We start from the raw sequence: 19,511 nt of genomic DNA, 5'->3' as shown, positions 1-19,511 counted from the left end.
TGGATCGTCTTCTCAAACAAGTAATGAAAAGGAATAAAAAAAGCACTGAAATATTAAATAACAATTAAAATTGATACGATGAAAAAAGCAATTATAATGCTACTGGCCTTGTCGGCCGTGTATTCCTGTAAGGAAAACCAAAAAGAAGAGCAAGCCGTCAAGGAAGAAGAACAAACCATAGCACCCGTGACTAACGATGTACTGGAGTCATCGGTAATTTACGAAGCTAATATTCGCCAGTATTCTCCTGAAGGAACTTTTGATGCCTTTACCAAAGATATTCCGCAGTTAAAAGAACTTGGTGTAAAGGTGATCTGGCTTATGCCCATCCATCCGATATCGATGAAAAACAGGAAGGCAACCGGGGAGCTGTCGGTAGAGGATATTCAAGACGAAGAAGAACGTAAAAAATACCTGGGAAGCTATTATGCGATCTCCGATTATACCGATGTGAACCCTGAGTTTGGGAATTTTAAAGATTTTGAGGAACTCGTTGAAACAGCCCATCAAAATGGGATGTATGTAATCCTGGATTGGGTGGCCAACCACACTGGTTGGGACCATAAGTGGATAACCCAGAATCCTGAATATTATACACAAAACGAAAAAGGTGAGGTAATAGACCCTTTAAATCCCGATACGGGCGAAAGCTGGGGCTGGACCGATGTTGCCGATCTGAACTACGAGAATAAGGATCTATGGAAGGCGATGAGCGAAGACATGAAATTCTGGGTAGAAAAATACAATATAGATGGTTTCAGGGCTGATGTGGCAGGAGAGGTGCCTACAGAATTCTGGGAACAGGTAGCTTCAGAGATCAGGGAGGATAAGCAGATATTTATGTTGGCTGAATCTGAAGATAAGGACCTGTTCAAAAATGCTTTTGATATGGGCTATAATTGGGAAGGCCACCATATTATGAACGAAATGGCTCAGGGGAAAAAGTCTGCTTTGGACTGGGATGCTTATATGCAGAAAATTGATTCTACATACGATCAAGATGATTACCTGATGAATTTTGTGACCAACCATGATGAAAATTCCTGGAATGGTACTATAAAAGAGCGGCTTGGAGAAGCTTCAGAAACAATGATGGCCCTGACCTATACCATTCCTGGGATGCCACTTATTTATAGTGGACAGGAATATGATATGGAAAAAAGACTTCGGTTCTTCGAGAAGGATACAATTCCCAAGACAAAAGGTGAGGTTTGGCCTTTACTGGTAAAACTTGGAAAACTTAAAAATGAAAATAAAGCCCTTCATGGAGCTAAAAATGCAGCATCTTACCAGGAGATAGGCACTTCAAACGAAAAGGAGATTTTGGCTTTTAAAAGGGAAAAAGAGGATGCTGAATTAGTTTATATCGCAAATATAAGCGATAAGGCAACCAATTTCGGTATACAATTGGAAGGGACCTTTGAAAATTATATGACCGGTGAAACGCTGGTGATTTCAGAAGATAAAAATATGGATTTAGAACCCTGGCAGTATTTAATCTTAATAAATAAGTAATAAATTTACTAAAATAATAAAAACAGCCCTCTCAAAAGGGCTGTTTTTGTTAGTTATTAACCGAAAACGTTTTAGTTTTTTAGGAAATTAGGTTATATTGTATAATTAAGATAGCTTTGGCTTAATGGCGAAGAAAATTAATAAAATTGCAGTGTTAACATCCGGTGGGGATGCCCCTGGCATGAATGCTGCTATCCGTGCGGTTGTCAGATCTTGTTCCTATTATAACCTGGAGTGTGTTGGTATTTATCGAGGCTACCAGGGACTAATAGAGGCAGATTTTGAAGAGCTAACCGCAAGATCTGTTAGAAACATCATTAATAAAGGGGGTACCTTTTTAAAATCTTCCCGATCTGAAGAATTTAAGACCAAAGAAGGAAGAGCAAAAGCTCATAAAAATCTTACCGATGCCGGTGTGGATGCTTTGGTTGTGATTGGGGGAGATGGAACTTTTACCGGGGGGCTTCATTTTAATAGAGAATTTGATTTTCCAATTGTAGGGATTCCTGCAACTATAGATAATGACATTAACGGTACCGACTATACCCTTGGTTATGATACTGCCTTAAATACGGTAGTTGAAGCCATAGATAAGATTCGAGATACCGCAAGTTCTCATAACCGTTTGTTTTTAATCGAGGTTATGGGTCGGGATGCAGGTGATATTGCTTTAAATAGCGGTATTGGCGCAGGTGCCGAAGAGATATTACTTCCGGAAGAAGACCAGGGTATTCAACGTATGATGGATTCTTTGGAAAAAAGTAAGAAATCCGGAAAAACCTCCAGCATTATTGTGGTGGCTGAAGGTGAAAAAAGTGGAAAGAATATATTTCAGTTAGCTGAATTCATTTCGCAAAGCCACGAAGAATATGATATAAGAGTCTCTGTGCTGGGTCATATTCAAAGAGGAGGATCTCCAAGTTGTTTTGATCGTGTTCTTGCCAGTAAACTTGGTGTTGGGGCGGTTGAAGCATTAACCGATGGTAAAACCAATATCATGGTAGGTGTGCACCATCAAAAAGTAGTACACGTACCTTTGGAAACTGCTTTAAAGGAAGACAGGGAATTTGATCAAGAATTAAGAAGGGTGGCAAACATCACTTCAGTGTAAATTTTTAAAATTTAAATTATGAGTACAAAAATTGGAATTAATGGTTTTGGCCGAATTGGACGTATCGCGTTTAGAATTGCAGCTGAAAAAAATGACGTAGAAGTAGTAGCAATAAACGATTTACTGGATGTTGATCATTTGGCTTATTTGCTGAAATATGATTCTGTTCACGGTAAGTTTAAAGGGGATGTTTCAGTTAAAGACGGGAACCTTATAGTAAATGGAAATACGATTCGTATTACCGCAGAAAAAAATCCTGAAGACCTGAAATGGGGAGATGTTGGTGTTGATGTGGTAATGGAATGTACCGGTATCTTTAAAGAAAAAGATAGCGCAAATGCACATATTAAAGCCGGAGCTAAAAAAGTAGTGATTTCTGCCCCTTCTAAAACTGCACCTATGTTTGTTATGGGTGTTAATCATAATGAGGTGAAACCGGAAGATACCATTGTTTCTAACGCTTCCTGTACTACAAACTGTCTTGCGCCGCTTGCAAAAGTAGTAGACGACGAGTTCGGACTTGTAGAAGGTTTAATGACTACCGTGCATGCAACTACCGCTACACAACTTACTGTAGATGGACCATCTGCAAAAGATTTTAGAGGCGGAAGAAGTGCCCTTATTAATATTATCCCATCCTCAACGGGAGCAGCTGTTGCAGTGGGGAAAGTAATTCCTAAACTGGATGGTAAACTTACCGGGATGGCCTTAAGAGTGCCAACTGCGGATGTATCCGTAGTGGATCTTACGGTTAAAACAGAAAAGTCTGTTACTTATGACCAGGTAAAAGCGGCATTTAAAAAAGCTTCTGAAGGATCTTACAAAGGGGTGATCTCTTATACCGAGGATGCAGTAGTTTCTCAGGATTTTGTATCAGATGCACATACCTGTAACTTTGACGCAGATGCGGGAATTGCACTTAACGATAATTTTTTCAAATTAATCGCTTGGTATGATAACGAATATGGTTATTCTGCCAAACTTGTAGATTTAGCGGTACACGTTAATTCAATTTAATATTTTATTTTAGAGCCTGAAGAAAGCTACGCTTGGATTATTTTAATCTTTTAGCGCTTTTTTCAGGCTTTTTAATTTAAACCATATTTATATACACACACATGATATTAATAGCGGACGGTGGCTCAACAAAATGTGACTGGATTTTACTTAGTGCAACAGGGGAAGAATTACTTAGAACTCGTACTAAGGGATTAAATCCGGCTGTATTTCCTGAGGTAATACTGGAACAACGGGTAGAAGAGAATGCCGATTTAAAGGAAGTAAAGGATAAGGTGGAGCGAGTGCATTTTTATGGTGCCGGTTGCGGAACCGAAACGCCTAAAAAATTACTGGAGGGAATTTTTACGAATTTCTTTACCAATGTAGAAGAAGTAGTAATTCTTGAAGATATGGTTGCTGCTGTTTATGCGGCCACCACAGAACCTGGAATTGTTTGTATTCTTGGTACGGGTTCTAATAGTTGTTATTTTGATGGTAAGGATATCCATCAGGCAGTTTATTCCCTGGGATATATCTTAATGGATGAAGCCAGTGGGAATTACTTTGGAAAAAGACTTATCAGAGATTATTACTATAAGAGAATGCCTCCGGAACTTGCTGAAGAATTTGGTAAAAAATACAATTTGGAGTCTGATGAGATTAAGAAAAACCTCTATCGTAAAGAGAATCCAAATACCTACCTAGCTTCTTTTGCTGAATTTATTTTCGCCAATGAACGCAATGGCTATTTTTACAAATTAGTTCACGAAGGAATTACCGATTTTATGCATTCCCGGGTTATGTGCTATAAACAGGCTCAAAATACACCGGTACACTTTATTGGTACTATTGCTTATTTCAGTGAAGATATTATTCGTGCCGTAGCTCAACCTTACGGGATAGAAATCGGAAATATTGTGCGCAGACCAATTGATGCTTTAATAGAATATTATAGAAAAGAAGTACTTATCGGTAATTAAATACCTTTTTCATAAATTCAAATGTATTCAAGGAATAAATCGCTTGATATAAGGTAATATTTTAAAGCGCCGTATTTAAGGCTAAGGCGAATGGGAGCCCCGTTTTTCTTAACACTTAAGCCTGGATTGGATGGTACAGTTGTAGGACTTAAAAGCTTATGAAAAGCAGTTATAGTCCTGTCTGCCATTGAAATAAAGCACTGGAAATATTCCGAAGTAAATACCATCTTCGATACAACCTGGACCCATTCCGAAAAAAAGCAGGACATAGGACCTGTTTTAAGCCGGGTAGCAACATTTTTCCCTGGCAAAATTATAAAAAGCAGGTACTTTAATTTTCCTTATTATTGGTGGGCTTTCGCAGGCCGAAAGCTTTCACCAATACTTTTTTGTGAAAATCATCCATTGCCTGCACTTCCTGGGTTAATCCCTAAATAACAGGCTTACTAATTAAGAGGACGGTCTTTTAATTGTGGGGTAAGGCACTATCTTCGACTTTTTAAGAGAATTTTGATATTTTTGAAAGCTTATGGGGTTTAAATATGTCAACTTTTAAAATTATATTTACTCACTTGAAAAAATCAGGAACGGCTTAAATTTTTATGTTCTTATTTTCCAGTACTTCCTGTGCAGGTTGCACTGAGATGATTTGTATACTAAGACCACCTATTATGAAAAAAAGTTTATTGCTCCTTATGGCTATTTTTGTATTTGCTTGCAAAGGAGATCCAAAAGTTGAAGAGGTTTCAGAAATGGAAAGCGACAGTATTAAAGAGGAAAGTATTCTAGAGGCAGAGTTGCTGGGGAGCGACAAGATCGTCTTTACCCGGGAAGAAGCCAGTAAATTAGCCCAGCTTCCACTTGGTTGTATCAATACCGAATACCCTAACAAGCTTGGCCAGACCCTGGAAAATAAAGAAGCCCTGGGGGAACCCTCAGAATTGCACCCGGCCTTTTATGGCTGTTTCGATTGGCATTCTTCAGTACATGCGCACTGGTCACTGGTGAGTTTGCTTAAGCAGTTCCCGGATCTGGATAATGCCCAATCAATTAAGGAAAAGTTGAAAGAATCTCTTTCCGCTGAAAATATCCAGGGTGAAGTGGCTTATTTTAAACGCGAAGAAAGCGGTTCGTTCGAGCGGACTTATGGATGGGCATGGCTATTAAAACTAGCTGAAGAGATTGATACCTGGAACGATCCCCTGGCGGAGGAACTTCAACAAAATCTAAAACCCCTAACGAATCTTATCGTTGAAAAATACCTGGAATTCCTTCCAAAACTTAATTATCCTATTCGAGTTGGCGAGCACGATAATACCGCTTTTGCACTCAGTTTCGCTTACGATTATGCCCTGGCTACTGATCATACGGAATTAAAAGAGCTTGTTTCAAAACGGGCAAAAGATTTTTATTTAAAAGATAATAATTGTCCTATAGCCTGGGAACCTAGCGGTTTCGACTTTTTATCACCCTGTTTGGAAGAAGTGAATATTATGCGCCGTGTTTTACCTAAAAATGCATTTGACCTGTGGCTGGAAGATTTTCTTCCTCAGTTAAAATCTCCGGATTTTGATATCGCGGTGGGGGAGGTGTCCGATAGATCCGATGGTAAACTTGTGCATCTTGATGGACTTAACTTCAGCCGGGCATGGGTTTTTTACGGACTAATAAACCAATTTCCTGATAAGTTCTCACATTTACAGGAAATCGCTGATCGCCACGTAGCTTATTCTTTCCCAAATTTAGTGGGAGATAGTTATGAAGGTGGGCACTGGTTGGGAAGCTTTGCGCTGTATGCCTTGCAGGAATCGAAAGATTTATAGTGCGAAATTTTCTTAGAAACCTGGGCCCGGGAATTCTGATATCTGCGGCATTCATTGGCCCGGGTACAGTTACCGTTTGTACCCTGGCAGGGGTTGAGTTCGGTTATGGCTTGCTTTGGGCCTTGTTACTTTCCGTATTCTCCTGTATCATTTTACAGGAAATGGCGGCCAGGTTGGGGGTGGTCTCTCAAAAGGGCCTAAGCGATGTTATCCGGGAGCAAGTAAAAACACCGGTTCTTAATATCCTGGCAATTATCCTTATTTTTTCAGCAATAGTTATAGGAAACGCTGCCTACCAAGCAGGTAATATCACAGGGGCAGTTTTAGGAGCTGAGGCTATTTTTGGAGTTCAAAACCTGCAAATGGGTGATTTTACACTTAATCTGTGGAGTATAGGTATTGGGGGCTTTGCTTTTATACTTTTGTTTACCGGAAGTTACAAAACCCTTGAAAAATTCTTTATTACCCTTGTGCTGCTTATGAGCATCAGTTTTATCCTTACTGCAATCCTTACCAAACCCAATATCCTTGAAGTTTTAAATGGTCTTTTGCCAAGCCGTAATGCGGCCGGGTTGCTGACGGTAATGGCTATTGTGGGTACCACAGTGGTCCCTTATAATTTATTTTTACACGCTTCGTTGGTGAGTGAGAAGTGGAAGGAGGCCTCTTTTTTAGCTATGGCCAGAAAAGAACTGGTGGTTTCCATAATACTGGGCGGGTTAGTTTCTATGGCCATCCTGATTAGCGCAGCTTCAGCCGGATTGGCCGATGTGAATTCTGCAGCAGATATGGCTGTAAGCCTTGAGCCGCTTTTTGGAAAATTCGCTACCTGGTTTATGTCTCTGGGTCTATTAGCAGCGGGGATAACCTCTTCAATTACCGCACCTCTCGCCGCTGCCTATGTGGTGAAAGGATGTTTTGGCTGGCCGGGAGGAATGAAATCTGCAAAATTCAAACTAGTCTGGGGGTTCGTTCTAATGCTGGGAGTTTTCTTCTCCACGCTTCAAATAAATCCTATTGAAATTATACGTTTTGCACAAATTGCCAATGGAATCTTATTGCCCGTTATTGCGATTTTCTTATTTTGGGTAGTAAATAAAGCTTCGGTTTTAGGAGTGCATCGGAATTCTAAATTACAAAACCTGCTGGGAATAGTAGTGATAGTACTCGCCCTGTTTTTGGGTATCAAATCGATTCTGAGTGTTGTTCAGGGGCTTTAGGCTTATCCCGGTAGCGTGTGTTCACCAAGGTGTTAAATGCTATACTTGATATAAGAAGGAGAGTTTCTTTTTTCAACCTTGGAAAGTAGGCTATAACCGATGAGTATTTAAATTGAAAATGAAAGAAATCCATATCAATTGTGATTTAGGCGAAGGAGGCGCCTTCGATGCTGAATTAATGCCTCATATTTCTGCCTGTAATATTGCCTGCGCAGGACATGCGGGTGATCTGGAAACCATGCGAAAAACCATTAAACTGGCTATGGAGCATGGGGTCGAAATAGGAGCACATCCTTCTTATCCTGATAAGGAAAATTTCGGACGAAAATCATTGGAGATATCTTCCGAAGATTTGAAACGTTCTATCGCTTTGCAAATTTTAAGTTTAAAAAAATTGGCGGAGAAGGAAGGGGTCCAACTCAGCCATGTGAAACCTCATGGAGCGCTTTACAATGAAGCTGCAAAAGATGAAAAAATTGCCGGAATTATCATCGATACTATTTTTGAAATCGATCAAAATCTTGCTCTTTTTTGTCCGCCCAAATCGGTTATTTCGAATCTTGCAAATGGAAAAATTCCCATCCTTTTTGAGGGATTTGCAGACCGAAATTACGAGCCTGATTTCAGCCTGGTTTCCCGGTCAAAACCAAGGGCATTAATCACTAAAAAAGAAGAGGTTTTTGCGCACGTTTTTTCCATGTTTGGCAAGGGGAAAATCACTTGTGTAAATACTGAAATTATCAGCTATAAACCCGATACTTTTTGCCTGCATAGCGATACTCCAAATTCGGTTGAAATCCTGGTATTTCTAAAGCAGAAATTTGCTGAATATAATATTAAAATAAAGAATACAGAATGAGTGATTTTCCAAGAATAAATCCGATGGGGGAGCGAGGAATTCTAATCGAATTTCAGCCAGAGATCAGTGAAAAACTCCTGGAAAAACTGCTCTTTTATAAAAATAAAATAGAAGATTTTTATGCTGAAGTAAATGTTGAAGTAATAAGTACATATAACTCGTTATTAATTAGTTACATGTTCAGTATAGAAAACCTCTATAGTGAGATTTCAGCCCTTGAGCAGCTATTTGGTAAGGCTAAGATAGGAAAAATTAATAACCGTCAAATTTTTTATCTCCCGGTTTGTTATGATGAGGAATTTGGATGGGACCTCGATCTGATTTCCAGGGAGAAAAAGCTCTCAAAAGAAAGAATTATTGAACTTCATTCTCAAGCGGTTTATACGGTTTATTTCATCGGGTTTTTACCTGGATTTTTATACCTGGGCGGGCTGGATGAAAACCTGCAAATTTCACGAAAAAGTCAACCTCGTGCAGCGATAGAAAAAGGGGCGGTTGGCATAGGGGAAAATCAGACGGGTATCTATCCGAAATCCAGTCCCGGTGGCTGGCAAATTTTAGGGAATTGTCCGGTGCCGCTTTTTGATAAAAATAGCGATCCACCCTGTGAAGTTTCGGCCGGTGATAAAGTGAAATTCTTTTCGGTTTCCAGGGAGGAATTTAAAGAAATATCAACACAGGTTTCTAAGGGAAAATTTCAACTTAAAAAAGAAAATTATGAGGGCTGAAGTTGAAGTATTACTACCTGGGTTATTTTCCACTATTCAGGATTTTGGTCGCCGGGGATATCAAAGGTATGGAGTACCTTTAAGTGGAGTTATGGACAGGATTGCATTAAAGACTGCCAACCTTATTCTACAAAACCAGGCTGATGCCGCTGTGATGGAAATCACCCAGATGGGACCTAAACTTAAATTTAACGCTGCAACTAAAATTGCTATCAGTGGCGCTTTTCTATCCCCGAAATTAAACGACCGGGAAATTGAAAATAACACAGTGATAAAAATAAGTGAGGACGATATTCTTTCTTTCGGAAAACCAGTATGTGGTATTCGTGCCTATTTGGCCATCGCCAATGGATTTAAGACTGATAAAGTCCTGGGAAGTCGAAGCTGGTACGCAGATCTTACAAAGGTCGATCGACTCGAAAAGAAGATGAAACTGCCATACGAAGCTTCTAAAGCCGAAAAGTATGAGACTTATGCCGCGATCAAATTTGATAAGACCTATTTGAATTCAGAAGAAATTGAAGTTTTTCCCGGTCCTGAGTTCAGAGCGCTTCCTGAAACCTTAAAAAGTCATTTACGGCAAAGCAGCTTTAGCATTGATCAGAAAAGCAACAGGATGGCGATCCAGCTAACTGAAGTTTTGGGAAACCAGCTCGATCCAATTATCACCGGCCCGGTGCTTCCGGGAACCGTGCAACTCACTCCTGGTGGAAAACTGATTGTTTTAATGAGGGATTGCCAAACCACCGGTGGTTATCCAAGGGTGTTGCAGCTAAGTGAAAGAGGAATTAATATGATGGCGCAAAAGAAGACGGGAGACAGGATTAAATTCCTGTTTAAAATATAAGTTTTCTATTTCGGGTCGTTCCAGTACGTAACAACTGGAATAATCTCTTTGTTTTGGATTGGGGTGTAAGGATTTCTCCAAATAAAAAAGTGCCGTCTCGGTTACGAGAAACCTGATTACCCTACCAATCAGGCTCCTCACCATTGACGACACTTTTTTGCCCCAAAACACTTTAGCTAACTAAAATGACTGTGTCAAAAGTAGAAGACAGGCAGGCCCCCCACAAGGGGAAAAATCCCCTTTTTCATCCTTTGCTTTTTTTAACCAAAGACTTTTTCCGTATTAACGAATTAATCCAGTTTCAGCAGGGAATTCAGAAGCATCCGGGAAGTTTTAGTACTTGTAAAACTGAGCTAGTAGAGTCTGGAAGGGGAAGATGTAAAATAATAATCCCATAGCCTCATTTTAAGGCTGGCCATTCCACAGATGCCGTTGTTATCAGGGGATAGCCTTTAAAGAAGATCCTAATAGATTTTCTTTAAAGGCTGCTTCCTAATATAATATACCACTCCAATACCAAATTCCTCATTAAAGAGAACTACTAGGCAAAGCTTGGTAATAATGAATATTTCTGCTAAATTTACCTTAACAATTTTTTAAGTTTTAATCAACCAACTAGAACACATGAAAAAACCAAAAAAATGTATTAGCGTTGAAGAGGCGCGCAAGGAACAGGACGAATGGGTAAGAACCCGCGGAAAAGACATCAGGGAAGCCGAGGGTTATGAAGATACCCGTGAATTCTGGTACAGTGTAGAGGAATTACAGGAATACCTGGATTATGTTAGGGAGAAATCTAAGGAGCAGGGGGTGGAGAAACCGGGAATTAGGTTTTATTTAGGGGCTTATCCTAAAACTAAGGAGAAAAAAAGTTATACTACCATGTTTCTCTCACCTACCAAAGAAGCTGCGGGAGATACAGAAACTGCCGAGGATGATTCTGATCCTAATAATTATGAAATTGAGCCAATGAATATTATAACTTCAGGTCGGCCTCCAAATAATTACTAATGCAAATTTTTATCTTTCTGGTAATTTTGCTCGAAGGTTTTGCGGCAATCTCAGGCCTTTATTATTATAAGAAAAAGCCGACCGATAAAGCGGTCGGCTTTTTTGCTTATTTTTTACTACTAACATACTTTATTGAAATCATAGGAACAATTCCAACAATAATCTATTGGAATGAACCGCTACATTACCTTAAGGGAACCTTTTGGTATCAAAACTTTTGGCTCCATAACCCTTATCTGGTTATAAGTTTTGTTGCTTATATACATTATTTTAAATGGAATATTTCAAATAATAAAACAAGAAAATTTATTGATAAAGCTTTATTATTATATGTGATAATTTGCATTATTAATTTAATATTTTCAGATGTAATTCTTCAGAGTAACTCCGTAGTTACTTATTTATTGGGTAGTTTTTTTCTGCTGGGAGTTATTTTCTATTATTACTTTGAAATTTTACTGAGTTCCAAAATTCTAAATATTAAAAGGGAAATTAGTTTTTATATTTCCTTTCCAGCACTGCTGTTTTTTTTAACTACAACACCTATCATTATTTATTTTAAATATTTTAATAATAAAAGTCCGGAATTTGTGGAGATGAGTGGTTCGGTTATGATCGCAATGAATATATTTATGTATAGTGCTTATAGTATTGCCTTTTTATCCTTGGCCAACAAGAGAAAACCAACTTCTAAGAATTTAAAAAATGCTTTCTAAAGAAGAAATTTTACTTATTATTTACTTTGTGGTAGTCATCCTGCTGCTAACGGCCTTTGTGATCGTATTTTTTGTGGTTTATCAACGGCGAAAAAATAAGATGCTACAGGAGCAATTTGAGGCTAAACAGCGCTTTGAGCGGGAAATTTCCCAATCGCGTTTAGAAATGCAGGAGCAAACCTTAAAAAACGTAGGCTGGGAGTTGCACGATAATATTGGTCAGTTACTTTCAGTCGCTAATATGCAGCTGAATATTTTTTCAAGAAACCTACCTGAGACCGAGAAAACTTCAGTTTTGGAAATTAAAGAAACCGTGGCCAGTTCACTTCAGGAAGTGCGCTCGCTTTCAAAATCCTTAAATAACCAGGTGATTGGATATGCCGGTTTGTTGGTTTCATTAGAAAATGAACTGGCAAGGTTTCAGCGTATGGGGGTGATAAAGACTCACCTGGATATTACCGGTGAAAAAGAGGAAATTCCGCAGCAAGACAGTATAATTTTATTCAGAATACTTCAGGAATTCTTTTCTAACGTGATAAAGCATGCGAAGGCATCAGAATTACATGTTACTATCGCTTATACTGCCCAGGAAATCCTTATTAGCGCAAAAGATAACGGCCGGGGATTTGATATGGCCGGGGTAAAGAAGAATTCAGGATTGTTTAATATGGAGAGCAGGGCTTCCCTGATAAAGGCAAAGTTTGCCCTGGAAAGTTCTAAGGATGCTGGAACTTTTTTATCTTTACGCTATTCTTTAAAGGGGCAACAAGATGAATAATACCGTAGCAATTGTAGACGACCACACTTTATTTGCGCAATCTTTAAAGAACCTGGTGAATTCTTTTGATAACTTCCAGGTTTACGGGATCTACAAAAATGGCCAGGAACTTCTCACCCAGTTTAAGACGAACCAGCCAAAACCCGATCTGGTATTGCTGGATATTCGAATGCCAATTATGAATGGCCCTGAAACTATGGCCTGGTTTAAGGAACACCATCCCGGTCAAAAAGTGCTTGCCCTGACCATGGAAGATGATGAGGAAACCGTCACTTTTATGGTAAAACTCGGGTGTCGCGGCTATTTATTGAAAGACATCGATCCGGACGAATTTAAATTCGCATTGGATGAAGTGATTAATGAAGGATTTTTCTATACCGATGCAGTTTCTGAGGCCATAAAGAACAGTAATAGAGAGAATAAATTAACCAATCTAACCAAACGAGAAATAGAATTTCTTGGCCTTGCCTGTACGGAAATGACCTACAAGGAAGTGGCAAGCGAAATGAACCTTAGTCCAAAAACCATTGACGGATACCGGGAGAGTTTATTCCAGAAATTAAACGTACGAAGTCGAACGGGTTTAGTGTTATTTGCCATCAAGCACCGTATCTTATTATTGTAAAGGAATTTTAGTCCCTGCTCAAACGTGCCAGACTGAAAAATCCCGTGGTTTCATTCTGACAAACAGGTAATTCAACTAATGTTTTCTCATAGGAATTCCTTGATAAGTCATCTTTTTTTTCCTTTTATTCTTATAACTAAGCTGGACAAATAAAGAGCAGATCAAATTTAAGGATAGATTTCTTTGCGGGTTAGGAATTTTCAAACCAGAATATTCTACTGTATCTTCGCCGAATTAAATAAATAGTATCGTGAACGAAACGCCAAAAATAGAACTCCGTAATTTAAAACTTAAAGATTATCAGGAACTCAAGGTTTCTATGATAAAGAGTTATCATAAAATGCCAGAGGAATACTGGAGCAAAGATGAAATTAGAAACCTGGTAAATAAATTTCCCGAAGGCCAGTTTTGCATCATTATAGACAATAAAATTGCTGGCTGTGCCCTTTCTATTATTATTGATTCTAAAAAGTTTGATGAAGATCACACATACGATGAGATCATTGGGGGTGAAAATTTTTCTACCCATACAAAGAACGGAGATATTTTATACGGAATAGATGTTTTTATTCATCCTGACTACCGTGGAATGCGCCTGGGAAGACGTTTATACGAAGCACGAAAGGAAGTTTGTGAACAGCTTAATTTAAAATCGATCGTTTTTGGGGGACGAATTCCAAACTACGCGACTTACTCCAAGGAACTCACCCCAAAAAAATATATTGAAAAAGTAAAATTGCAGGAAATTCACGATCCCGTATTGTCTTTTCAGCTTTCCAATGATTTTCATGTAAAAAAAGTCATTAAAGGATATTTGCCCGGCGATGCCGAAAGTAAGGAGTATGCGGTGTTAATGGAGTGGAATAATATTTACTACACCAAAACCACCAAATTAATTGATACCCCCAAAACCGTGGTTCGCCTTGGTTTGGTCCAATGGCAAATGCGACTTTTTAGGGATTACGATGCGCTGGTATCACAAATTGAATTTTTCGTGGATGCGGTAAGTGACTATCAAAGTGATTTTATCCTCTTTCCTGAATTGTTCAATGCGCCGCTTATGGCAGAATTCAATGAGTTAACAGAGCCTGAAGCTATCCGCGGACTTTCAACTTATACCGAACGTTTGCTGGAAACCTTCCAGGAATTTGCGGTGAATTACAATATTAATATCATCACCGGAAGCATGCCGATGGTGATTGGTGAACATATGTATAATGTTGGTTTTTTATGTCGCCGTGACGGAAGTTATGAACGCTATGAAAAATTACATATCACTCCGGCTGAAGAATCGGCCTGGGGAATGAAGGGCGGAAGCAAACTCCAAACCTTTGATACGGACTGCGGAAAAATAGGGGTACTGATTTGCTATGATGTTGAATTTCCTGAAGTAGGCCGAATTTTAGCCGAAGAAGGAATGAATATTTTGTTTGTTCCCTTTATGACCGATACCCAAAACGGTTATTCCCGGGTTAAAATATGCGCACAGGCCAGGGCTGTAGAAAATGAATGTTATGTTGCCATTGCTGGTTCTGTAGGGAATTTACCGAAGGTAAATAATATGGATATCCAGTATGCACAGAGTGCGGTGTTAACCCCTTCTGACTTCGCGTTCCCTGTAAACGGCATTAAGGCAGAAGCCACCCCGAACACTGAAAGTACGCTATTGGTAGATGTGGATTTAGACCTTCTAAAGGAACTTCACGCATTTGGAAGTGTACGTAATATGAAGGACAGAAGAAAGGACTTATATTCTTTAAAGAAGAAAAAATAAATACGGTGGCTCTTACCGGTAGTATGCTCAACGTATTTCGTATTAAATATCATGTATGAGGGCGAGATTATAAGCAGAATATAGCTAGCTTTGGAGTAACAAAGGATCAAGCTAAGCCCTTCAACTTTCTTAAATTGCACCTCACCGGTAAGCAGTAAATCCTTTTCGCAGGTTTCATTGTAGTTTTTAGTTGGCTATAAGTTGCTGCTTTATTGCAGTGATTATTGCCTGATTCCAGGGTGAGTATTTTAATTGAAAGCATCCCCAGGATACATTAGGGAATTCTTATAAGTTCACTTTAAAACATGGAAAATATCAAATAATATTCAAAAAATTAAGAATTCTTCAAAAGCCTTAATTTTGTTGAATTTCGGACTTTTTTGAATTAAATTTTCCTGTATAAAATAAGCTTTTCAGCTATCGTAATTCATTGAGTGCTAAAATATTGTTTTTCAGATTGTTAAACCTGTTATTTTTCTTCCGAAAGTAGTGCTCTTACTTCCTTAAATACTGTCTTGACAACTTATCAGCTTACTTTTAATCTTCAAAACACACGAAGAAGAAATAAGTAATGCATAACAAATTCAGTAAAGTTTTAACACAAAGCGATTCGCAACCGGCATCACAGGCCATGTTGCATGCCATAGGCCTGACCAAAGAAGATTTTAAAAAACCCTTTGTTGGGATTGCCAGTACGGGCTACGAGGGTAATCCCTGTAATATGCACCTGAACGATTTGGCCAAATTGGTTAAAAAGGGCGCCAATGAGAATGATCTTGTCGGTTTGATTTTTAATACCATTGGGGTGAGTGATGGGATTTCTATGGGAACCCCTGGAATGCGGTATTCCTTGCCGTCCCGTGATATTATAGCCGATTCAATGGAAACCGTGATTCATGCGATGTCTTATGATGCGCTGATCACTGTGGTGGGATGTGATAAAAATATGCCCGGAGCCCTTATGGCGATGCTCAGAATTAACCGACCTGCGATTTTAGTCTACGGTGGAACCATCGCTTCGGGTTGTCACAATGGGAAAAAACTGGACGTGGTTTCCGCTTTTGAAGCCTGGGGTGCTAAGACTGCCGGCGATATTGAAAAAGAGGAATACGAAAGCATTATTGAAAAAGCCTGTCCTGGGGCAGGTGCCTGTGGAGGCATGTATACAGCAAACACCATGGCCTCAGCTATTGAAGCATTGGGAATGGCTTTGCCATATAATTCTTCAAATCCAGCTGTAGGTGAAGAAAAGAAAGCCGAGAGCGAAGAAGCCGGAAAGGCTGTACGTTTACTAATTGAAAAAGATATTAAGCCACGCGATATAGTAAATCGTAAATCGCTGGAAAATGCGATTCGATTATTGACCGTCTTAGGAGGTTCTACCAACGCGGTACTGCACTTTTTGGCCATAGCGAAATCGGCTGAGGTTGATTTTGATCTGGCAGATTTTGAAAAAATATGCGATAGTACACCCTTTTTGGCCGATCTAAAACCAAGTGGCAAGTATGCGATGGAAGATGTACATAGGATTGGCGGCATTCCTGCGGTTTTAAAATATATGTTGAAAAACGATATGCTTCACGGGGATTGTCTTACTGTCACCGGGAAAACATTAGCTGAAAACCTTGCTGATGTTCCCGATATGGAGGAAGGACAGGATGTATTCAGGCCTTTGGATAACCCGATCAAGAAAACCGGGCATATCAGGATTCTCTACGGAAATCTTGCTGAAGGTGGATCGGTAGCAAAAATTACCGGAAAAGAAGGTTTGCAGTTTACCGGAACTGCCAAAGTCTTTAATAGTGAATATGAAGCTAATGATGGTATTTCAGAAGGAAAAGTAAAAAAGGGCGATGTCGTCGTCATTCGGTACGAGGGCCCAAAAGGCGGTCCGGGAATGCCGGAAATGCTCAAACCTACTTCGGCCATAATGGGCGCCAAACTCGGTAAAGATGTAGCTTTAATAACAGACGGTAGATTTTCCGGTGGAACCCACGGTTTTGTCGTCGGGCACATCACCCCGGAAGCCCAGGAAGGCGGTTTACTCGCTTTTCTAAAAGATGGTGACAAGATTACCATCAATGCTGAAACCAATAAGATTGAAGCCAGTCTTTCAGCAGAAGAGATAAGAAAAAGAAAAGAAAACTGGAAAGCCCCCGCTTTAAAATTCAACAAGGGAGTGCTTTACAAATATGCAAGAACGGTTTCTTCGGCCTCACAGGGTTGTGTAACCGACGAATTTTAATAAGGTGAATTATGGAAGTGAAAACAGCTAGTTTCGAAAAAGTATCTTCTTCAAAACAAACCACGGTTTCCGGTGCTGAAGCCGTGATAAAATGTTTGTTGGAAGAAGGGGTGGATACGCTTTACGGTTATCCCGGGGGAGCAATTATGCCCGTTTACGATGAATTGTACAAATATCAGAACCAAATTCACCACGTCCTTACGCGCCACGAACAAGGCGCTTCCCATGCTGCACAGGGTTATGCCAGAGTTAGCGGAAAAGTAGGAGTAGCCCTTGCTACCTCGGGACCCGGGGCGACAAACTTGGTTACAGGAATTGCCGATGCGCAAATCGATTCTACACCACTGGTGTGCATTACCGGGCAGGTAGGCTCGCATTTACTTGGAAGCGATGCTTTCCAGGAAACGGATATCATTGGGATTTCAACCCCAATAACCAAGTGGAATTATCAGATTACCAAAGCCGAAGAAATTCCAGAGATTCTGGCAAAAGCATTTTTTATTGCGCGCTCAGGAAGACCTGGACCTGTATTGATTGATATTACCAAGGATGCACAGTTCGCAAGCCTTGATTTTTCGTATAAAAAATGCTCAGGCATTAGAAGTTATAAACCTAAGCCTGAAATTAATTTAATTGAGGTAGAAAGAGCTGCACAAGCCATGAATAACGCCAAAAAACCAATGATTGTTTTTGGTCAGGGTGTGATTTTAGGCGGTGCCGAAGAACTTTTTAAACAAGTAGTAGAGAAATCAGGGATCCCTGCTGCCTGGACCATTTTAGGGCTTTCTGCTATGCCCACAGATCATCCGCTAAATGTGGGAATGGTAGGAATGCACGGGAATTATGGTCCTAATGTGCTCACCAACGAGTGCGATGTATTGATCGCAATTGGAATGCGCTTTGATGACCGGGTAACCGGGAATTTGGAGAAATATGCTAAGCAGGCAAAAGTGATCCATTTTGAGATAGACCCCGCAGAGATCAATAAAAATGTACATGCTGATATTCCGGTTCTGGGTAATGTAAATGAAACCCTTAAAGTGCTTTTAGACCTTTTAAAACCCAATAAGCACGAAGCCTGGCATCAAAAATTCAAAGATCACTATAAAATTGAATTTGATAAAATCATTAAAAATGATCTAAATGCTGAGCGCGGAAAGATCGGAATGGCTGAAGTTATTGATGAAATTAATAAATGCTCCAAAGGTGATGCCGTAATAGTGTCCGATGTGGGACAGCATCAAATGGTCGCCTGCCGCTATTCAAAGTTTAACCAAACCCGAAGTAATGTGACTTCCGGAGGTTTGGGAACCATGGGTTTTGCGCTACCGGCAGCAATTGGAGCTAAAATGGGCGCGCCAGAGCGGGATGTTGTGGCAATAATTGGAGACGGCGGTTACCAAATGACCATACAGGAACTGGGCACTATATTTCAGACTAAGGTACCGGTTAAAATTGTTGTTTTAAATAACGATTTTCTGGGGATGGTACGCCAGTGGCAGCAATTGTTTTTCGAGAAACGTTATGCTTCTACCGAAATGATGAATCCTGATTTTATAACTATTGCCAAAGGATATCATATTAAAGCCAAACAGGTAAGTAAACGTGAGGATTTAAAAGAGGCCGTTACGGAAATGATGGAATCCAAGGAAGCCTATTTTCTTGAGGTAAAAGTTGAACAGGAAGAAAATGTATTCCCTATGGTTCCTACCGGGGCTTCAGTTTCTGATATAAGATTAGAGTAATGGAAAAGAAAGATTTTACAGTTTCGGTTTATACCGAAAACAACATAGGCCTTTTGAGCCGGATCGCGGCTATTTTTCAGAAAAGGCACATCAATATTGAGAGTATTACCGCTTCCAGAAGTGAGGTAAACGAGGTGATGCGGTTTACAATAGTGGTGCAGGTGACCGAAGACCAGGTTAAAAAGATCGCTGGCCAAATAGAAAAGCAAATTGAGGTCATTAAAGCTTTTTATCATACGGACGATGAAATGATCTACCAGGAAACCGCGCTTTATAAGATAAATTCGGCAGATTTCGTGGAAGATCTCAATATCCAGGATTTTATAAAGGAATCCAATGCGCGTATCGTGACGGTTACTCCCAAGTTTTTTGTAATTGAAAAAACCGGGAAACGCCACGAAACCGATAGTCTTTATGAAAAATTAAAGCCTTATGGATTGATGCAGTTCGTTCGTTCGGGTACTATTGCTGTAACGAAGAATGAAATGCCAATCTCGAAAATTTTAGAAAAATTTGATACAACCAATTAAATAAA

17 protein-coding genes are annotated in these 19,511 nt (G+C 39.6%); all 17 read left to right on the top strand.

Going from position 1 to position 19,511, the window contains the following annotated elements; all coding sequences use genetic code 11:
• Positions 1 to 78 precede the first annotated feature (78 nt).
• The 17 genes from DET49_RS09600 to ilvN all read left to right on the top strand — a co-directional run bounded on the left by DET49_RS09600 (position 79) and on the right by ilvN (position 19,506).
• Entirely contained in the window at positions 79 to 1,515 is a 1,437-nt protein-coding gene (locus DET49_RS09600; RefSeq protein WP_133547886.1) for an alpha-amylase family glycosyl hydrolase, read from the top strand.
• A gap of 124 nt (positions 1,516 to 1,639) precedes the next feature.
• Positions 1,640 to 2,626 carry a 6-phosphofructokinase gene (gene pfkA, locus DET49_RS09595; protein ID WP_133547885.1) on the top strand — a complete coding sequence of 329 codons (987 nt, stop codon included), beginning with the start codon at positions 1,640 to 1,642 and terminating at the stop codon, positions 2,624 to 2,626.
• Positions 2,627 to 2,644: 18 nt separating this feature from the next.
• The gene (gap, locus tag DET49_RS09590) at positions 2,645 to 3,643 is read left to right on the top strand and encodes a type I glyceraldehyde-3-phosphate dehydrogenase (RefSeq protein ID WP_133547884.1); all 999 of its coding nucleotides are present in this window, start codon (positions 2,645 to 2,647) and stop codon (positions 3,641 to 3,643) included.
• A 101-nt stretch (positions 3,644 to 3,744) separates the two neighbouring features.
• Positions 3,745 to 4,605: an N-acetylglucosamine kinase gene (locus DET49_RS09585; protein ID WP_133547883.1), complete on the top strand. Its 861-nt coding sequence runs from the start codon at positions 3,745 to 3,747 to the stop codon at positions 4,603 to 4,605.
• Positions 4,606 to 5,276: 671 nt separating this feature from the next.
• Complete coding sequence (locus DET49_RS09580; RefSeq protein ID WP_133547882.1) at positions 5,277 to 6,428, top strand: DUF2891 domain-containing protein; 1,152 nt, start codon at positions 5,277 to 5,279, stop codon at positions 6,426 to 6,428.
• A complete protein-coding gene (locus DET49_RS09575; protein ID WP_133547881.1) occupies positions 6,425 to 7,648 on the top strand; it encodes an Nramp family divalent metal transporter in 1,224 nt (407 codons plus the stop codon). Before DET49_RS09580 ends, DET49_RS09575 begins: the two co-directional genes overlap by 4 nt.
• A gap of 118 nt (positions 7,649 to 7,766) precedes the next feature.
• On the top strand, positions 7,767 to 8,507 hold the full coding sequence (gene pxpA, locus DET49_RS09570; RefSeq protein ID WP_133547880.1) for a 5-oxoprolinase subunit PxpA: 741 nt from the start codon (positions 7,767 to 7,769) through the stop codon (positions 8,505 to 8,507).
• A complete protein-coding gene (gene pxpB, locus DET49_RS09565; RefSeq protein ID WP_133547879.1) occupies positions 8,504 to 9,235 on the top strand; it encodes a 5-oxoprolinase subunit PxpB in 732 nt (243 codons plus the stop codon). The genes pxpA and pxpB overlap by 4 nt, the downstream gene beginning before the upstream one ends.
• Entirely contained in the window at positions 9,225 to 10,082 is an 858-nt protein-coding gene (locus tag DET49_RS09560) for a biotin-dependent carboxyltransferase family protein (protein ID WP_133547878.1), read from the top strand. The genes pxpB and DET49_RS09560 overlap by 11 nt, the downstream gene beginning before the upstream one ends.
• Before the next feature lie 624 nt (positions 10,083 to 10,706).
• Positions 10,707 to 11,093 carry a hypothetical protein gene (locus tag DET49_RS09555; RefSeq protein ID WP_133547877.1) on the top strand — a complete coding sequence of 129 codons (387 nt, stop codon included), beginning with the start codon at positions 10,707 to 10,709 and terminating at the stop codon, positions 11,091 to 11,093.
• Complete coding sequence (locus DET49_RS09550; RefSeq protein ID WP_133547876.1) at positions 11,093 to 11,809, top strand: hypothetical protein; 717 nt, start codon at positions 11,093 to 11,095, stop codon at positions 11,807 to 11,809. The genes DET49_RS09555 and DET49_RS09550 overlap by 1 nt, the downstream gene beginning before the upstream one ends.
• Complete coding sequence (locus DET49_RS09545; protein WP_133547875.1) at positions 11,799 to 12,587, top strand: sensor histidine kinase; 789 nt, start codon at positions 11,799 to 11,801, stop codon at positions 12,585 to 12,587. Before DET49_RS09550 ends, DET49_RS09545 begins: the two co-directional genes overlap by 11 nt.
• On the top strand, positions 12,580 to 13,212 hold the full coding sequence (locus DET49_RS09540) for a response regulator transcription factor (protein WP_133547874.1): 633 nt from the start codon (positions 12,580 to 12,582) through the stop codon (positions 13,210 to 13,212). The genes DET49_RS09545 and DET49_RS09540 overlap by 8 nt, the downstream gene beginning before the upstream one ends.
• Positions 13,213 to 13,459: 247 nt before the next feature.
• Positions 13,460 to 14,986, top strand: a complete 1,527-nt coding sequence (locus tag DET49_RS09535; RefSeq protein ID WP_410527959.1) for a bifunctional GNAT family N-acetyltransferase/carbon-nitrogen hydrolase family protein — start codon at positions 13,460 to 13,462, stop codon at positions 14,984 to 14,986.
• Between the two features lie 571 nt (positions 14,987 to 15,557).
• The gene (gene ilvD / locus DET49_RS09530) at positions 15,558 to 17,231 is read left to right on the top strand and encodes a dihydroxy-acid dehydratase (RefSeq protein WP_133547872.1); all 1,674 of its coding nucleotides are present in this window, start codon (positions 15,558 to 15,560) and stop codon (positions 17,229 to 17,231) included.
• A gap of 11 nt (positions 17,232 to 17,242) precedes the next feature.
• Positions 17,243 to 18,976, top strand: a complete 1,734-nt coding sequence (ilvB, locus tag DET49_RS09525; protein ID WP_133547871.1) for a biosynthetic-type acetolactate synthase large subunit — start codon at positions 17,243 to 17,245, stop codon at positions 18,974 to 18,976.
• Positions 18,976 to 19,506 carry an acetolactate synthase small subunit gene (gene ilvN, locus DET49_RS09520; protein WP_208109631.1) on the top strand — a complete coding sequence of 177 codons (531 nt, stop codon included), beginning with the start codon at positions 18,976 to 18,978 and terminating at the stop codon, positions 19,504 to 19,506. The genes ilvB and ilvN overlap by 1 nt, the downstream gene beginning before the upstream one ends.
• Positions 19,507 to 19,511 lie beyond the last annotated feature (5 nt).

Source organism: Salegentibacter sp. 24, from assembly GCF_004362395.1.
Taxonomy (GTDB): Bacteria; Bacteroidota; Bacteroidia; order Flavobacteriales; family Flavobacteriaceae; genus Salegentibacter.
The sequence above is the reverse complement of the archived record's forward strand: the minus strand, read 5'-3'. Positions and strand labels throughout refer to the sequence as shown.

Bases quoted from the DNA above. Each gene is read 5' to 3' on its own strand.
- DET49_RS09600 (WP_133547886.1), top strand. From the start codon at position 79: ATGAAAAAAGCAATTATAATGCTACTGGCCTTGTCGGCCGTGTATTCC.
- pfkA (WP_133547885.1), top strand. From the start codon at position 1,640: ATGGCGAAGAAAATTAATAAAATTGCAGTGTTAACATCCGGTGGGGAT.
- gap (WP_133547884.1), top strand. From the start codon at position 2,645: ATGAGTACAAAAATTGGAATTAATGGTTTTGGCCGAATTGGACGTATC.
- DET49_RS09585 (WP_133547883.1), top strand. From the start codon at position 3,745: ATGATATTAATAGCGGACGGTGGCTCAACAAAATGTGACTGGATTTTA.
- DET49_RS09580 (WP_133547882.1), top strand. From the start codon at position 5,277: ATGAAAAAAAGTTTATTGCTCCTTATGGCTATTTTTGTATTTGCTTGC.
- pxpA (WP_133547880.1), top strand. From the start codon at position 7,767: ATGAAAGAAATCCATATCAATTGTGATTTAGGCGAAGGAGGCGCCTTC.
- pxpB (WP_133547879.1), top strand. From the start codon at position 8,504: ATGAGTGATTTTCCAAGAATAAATCCGATGGGGGAGCGAGGAATTCTA.
- DET49_RS09560 (WP_133547878.1), top strand. From the start codon at position 9,225: ATGAGGGCTGAAGTTGAAGTATTACTACCTGGGTTATTTTCCACTATT.
- DET49_RS09555 (WP_133547877.1), top strand. From the start codon at position 10,707: ATGAAAAAACCAAAAAAATGTATTAGCGTTGAAGAGGCGCGCAAGGAA.
- DET49_RS09550 (WP_133547876.1), top strand. From the start codon at position 11,093: ATGCAAATTTTTATCTTTCTGGTAATTTTGCTCGAAGGTTTTGCGGCA.
- DET49_RS09545 (WP_133547875.1), top strand. From the start codon at position 11,799: ATGCTTTCTAAAGAAGAAATTTTACTTATTATTTACTTTGTGGTAGTC.
- DET49_RS09540 (WP_133547874.1), top strand. From the start codon at position 12,580: ATGAATAATACCGTAGCAATTGTAGACGACCACACTTTATTTGCGCAA.
- ilvD (WP_133547872.1), top strand. From the start codon at position 15,558: ATGCATAACAAATTCAGTAAAGTTTTAACACAAAGCGATTCGCAACCG.
- ilvB (WP_133547871.1), top strand. From the start codon at position 17,243: ATGGAAGTGAAAACAGCTAGTTTCGAAAAAGTATCTTCTTCAAAACAA.
- ilvN (WP_208109631.1), top strand. From the start codon at position 18,976: ATGGAAAAGAAAGATTTTACAGTTTCGGTTTATACCGAAAACAACATA.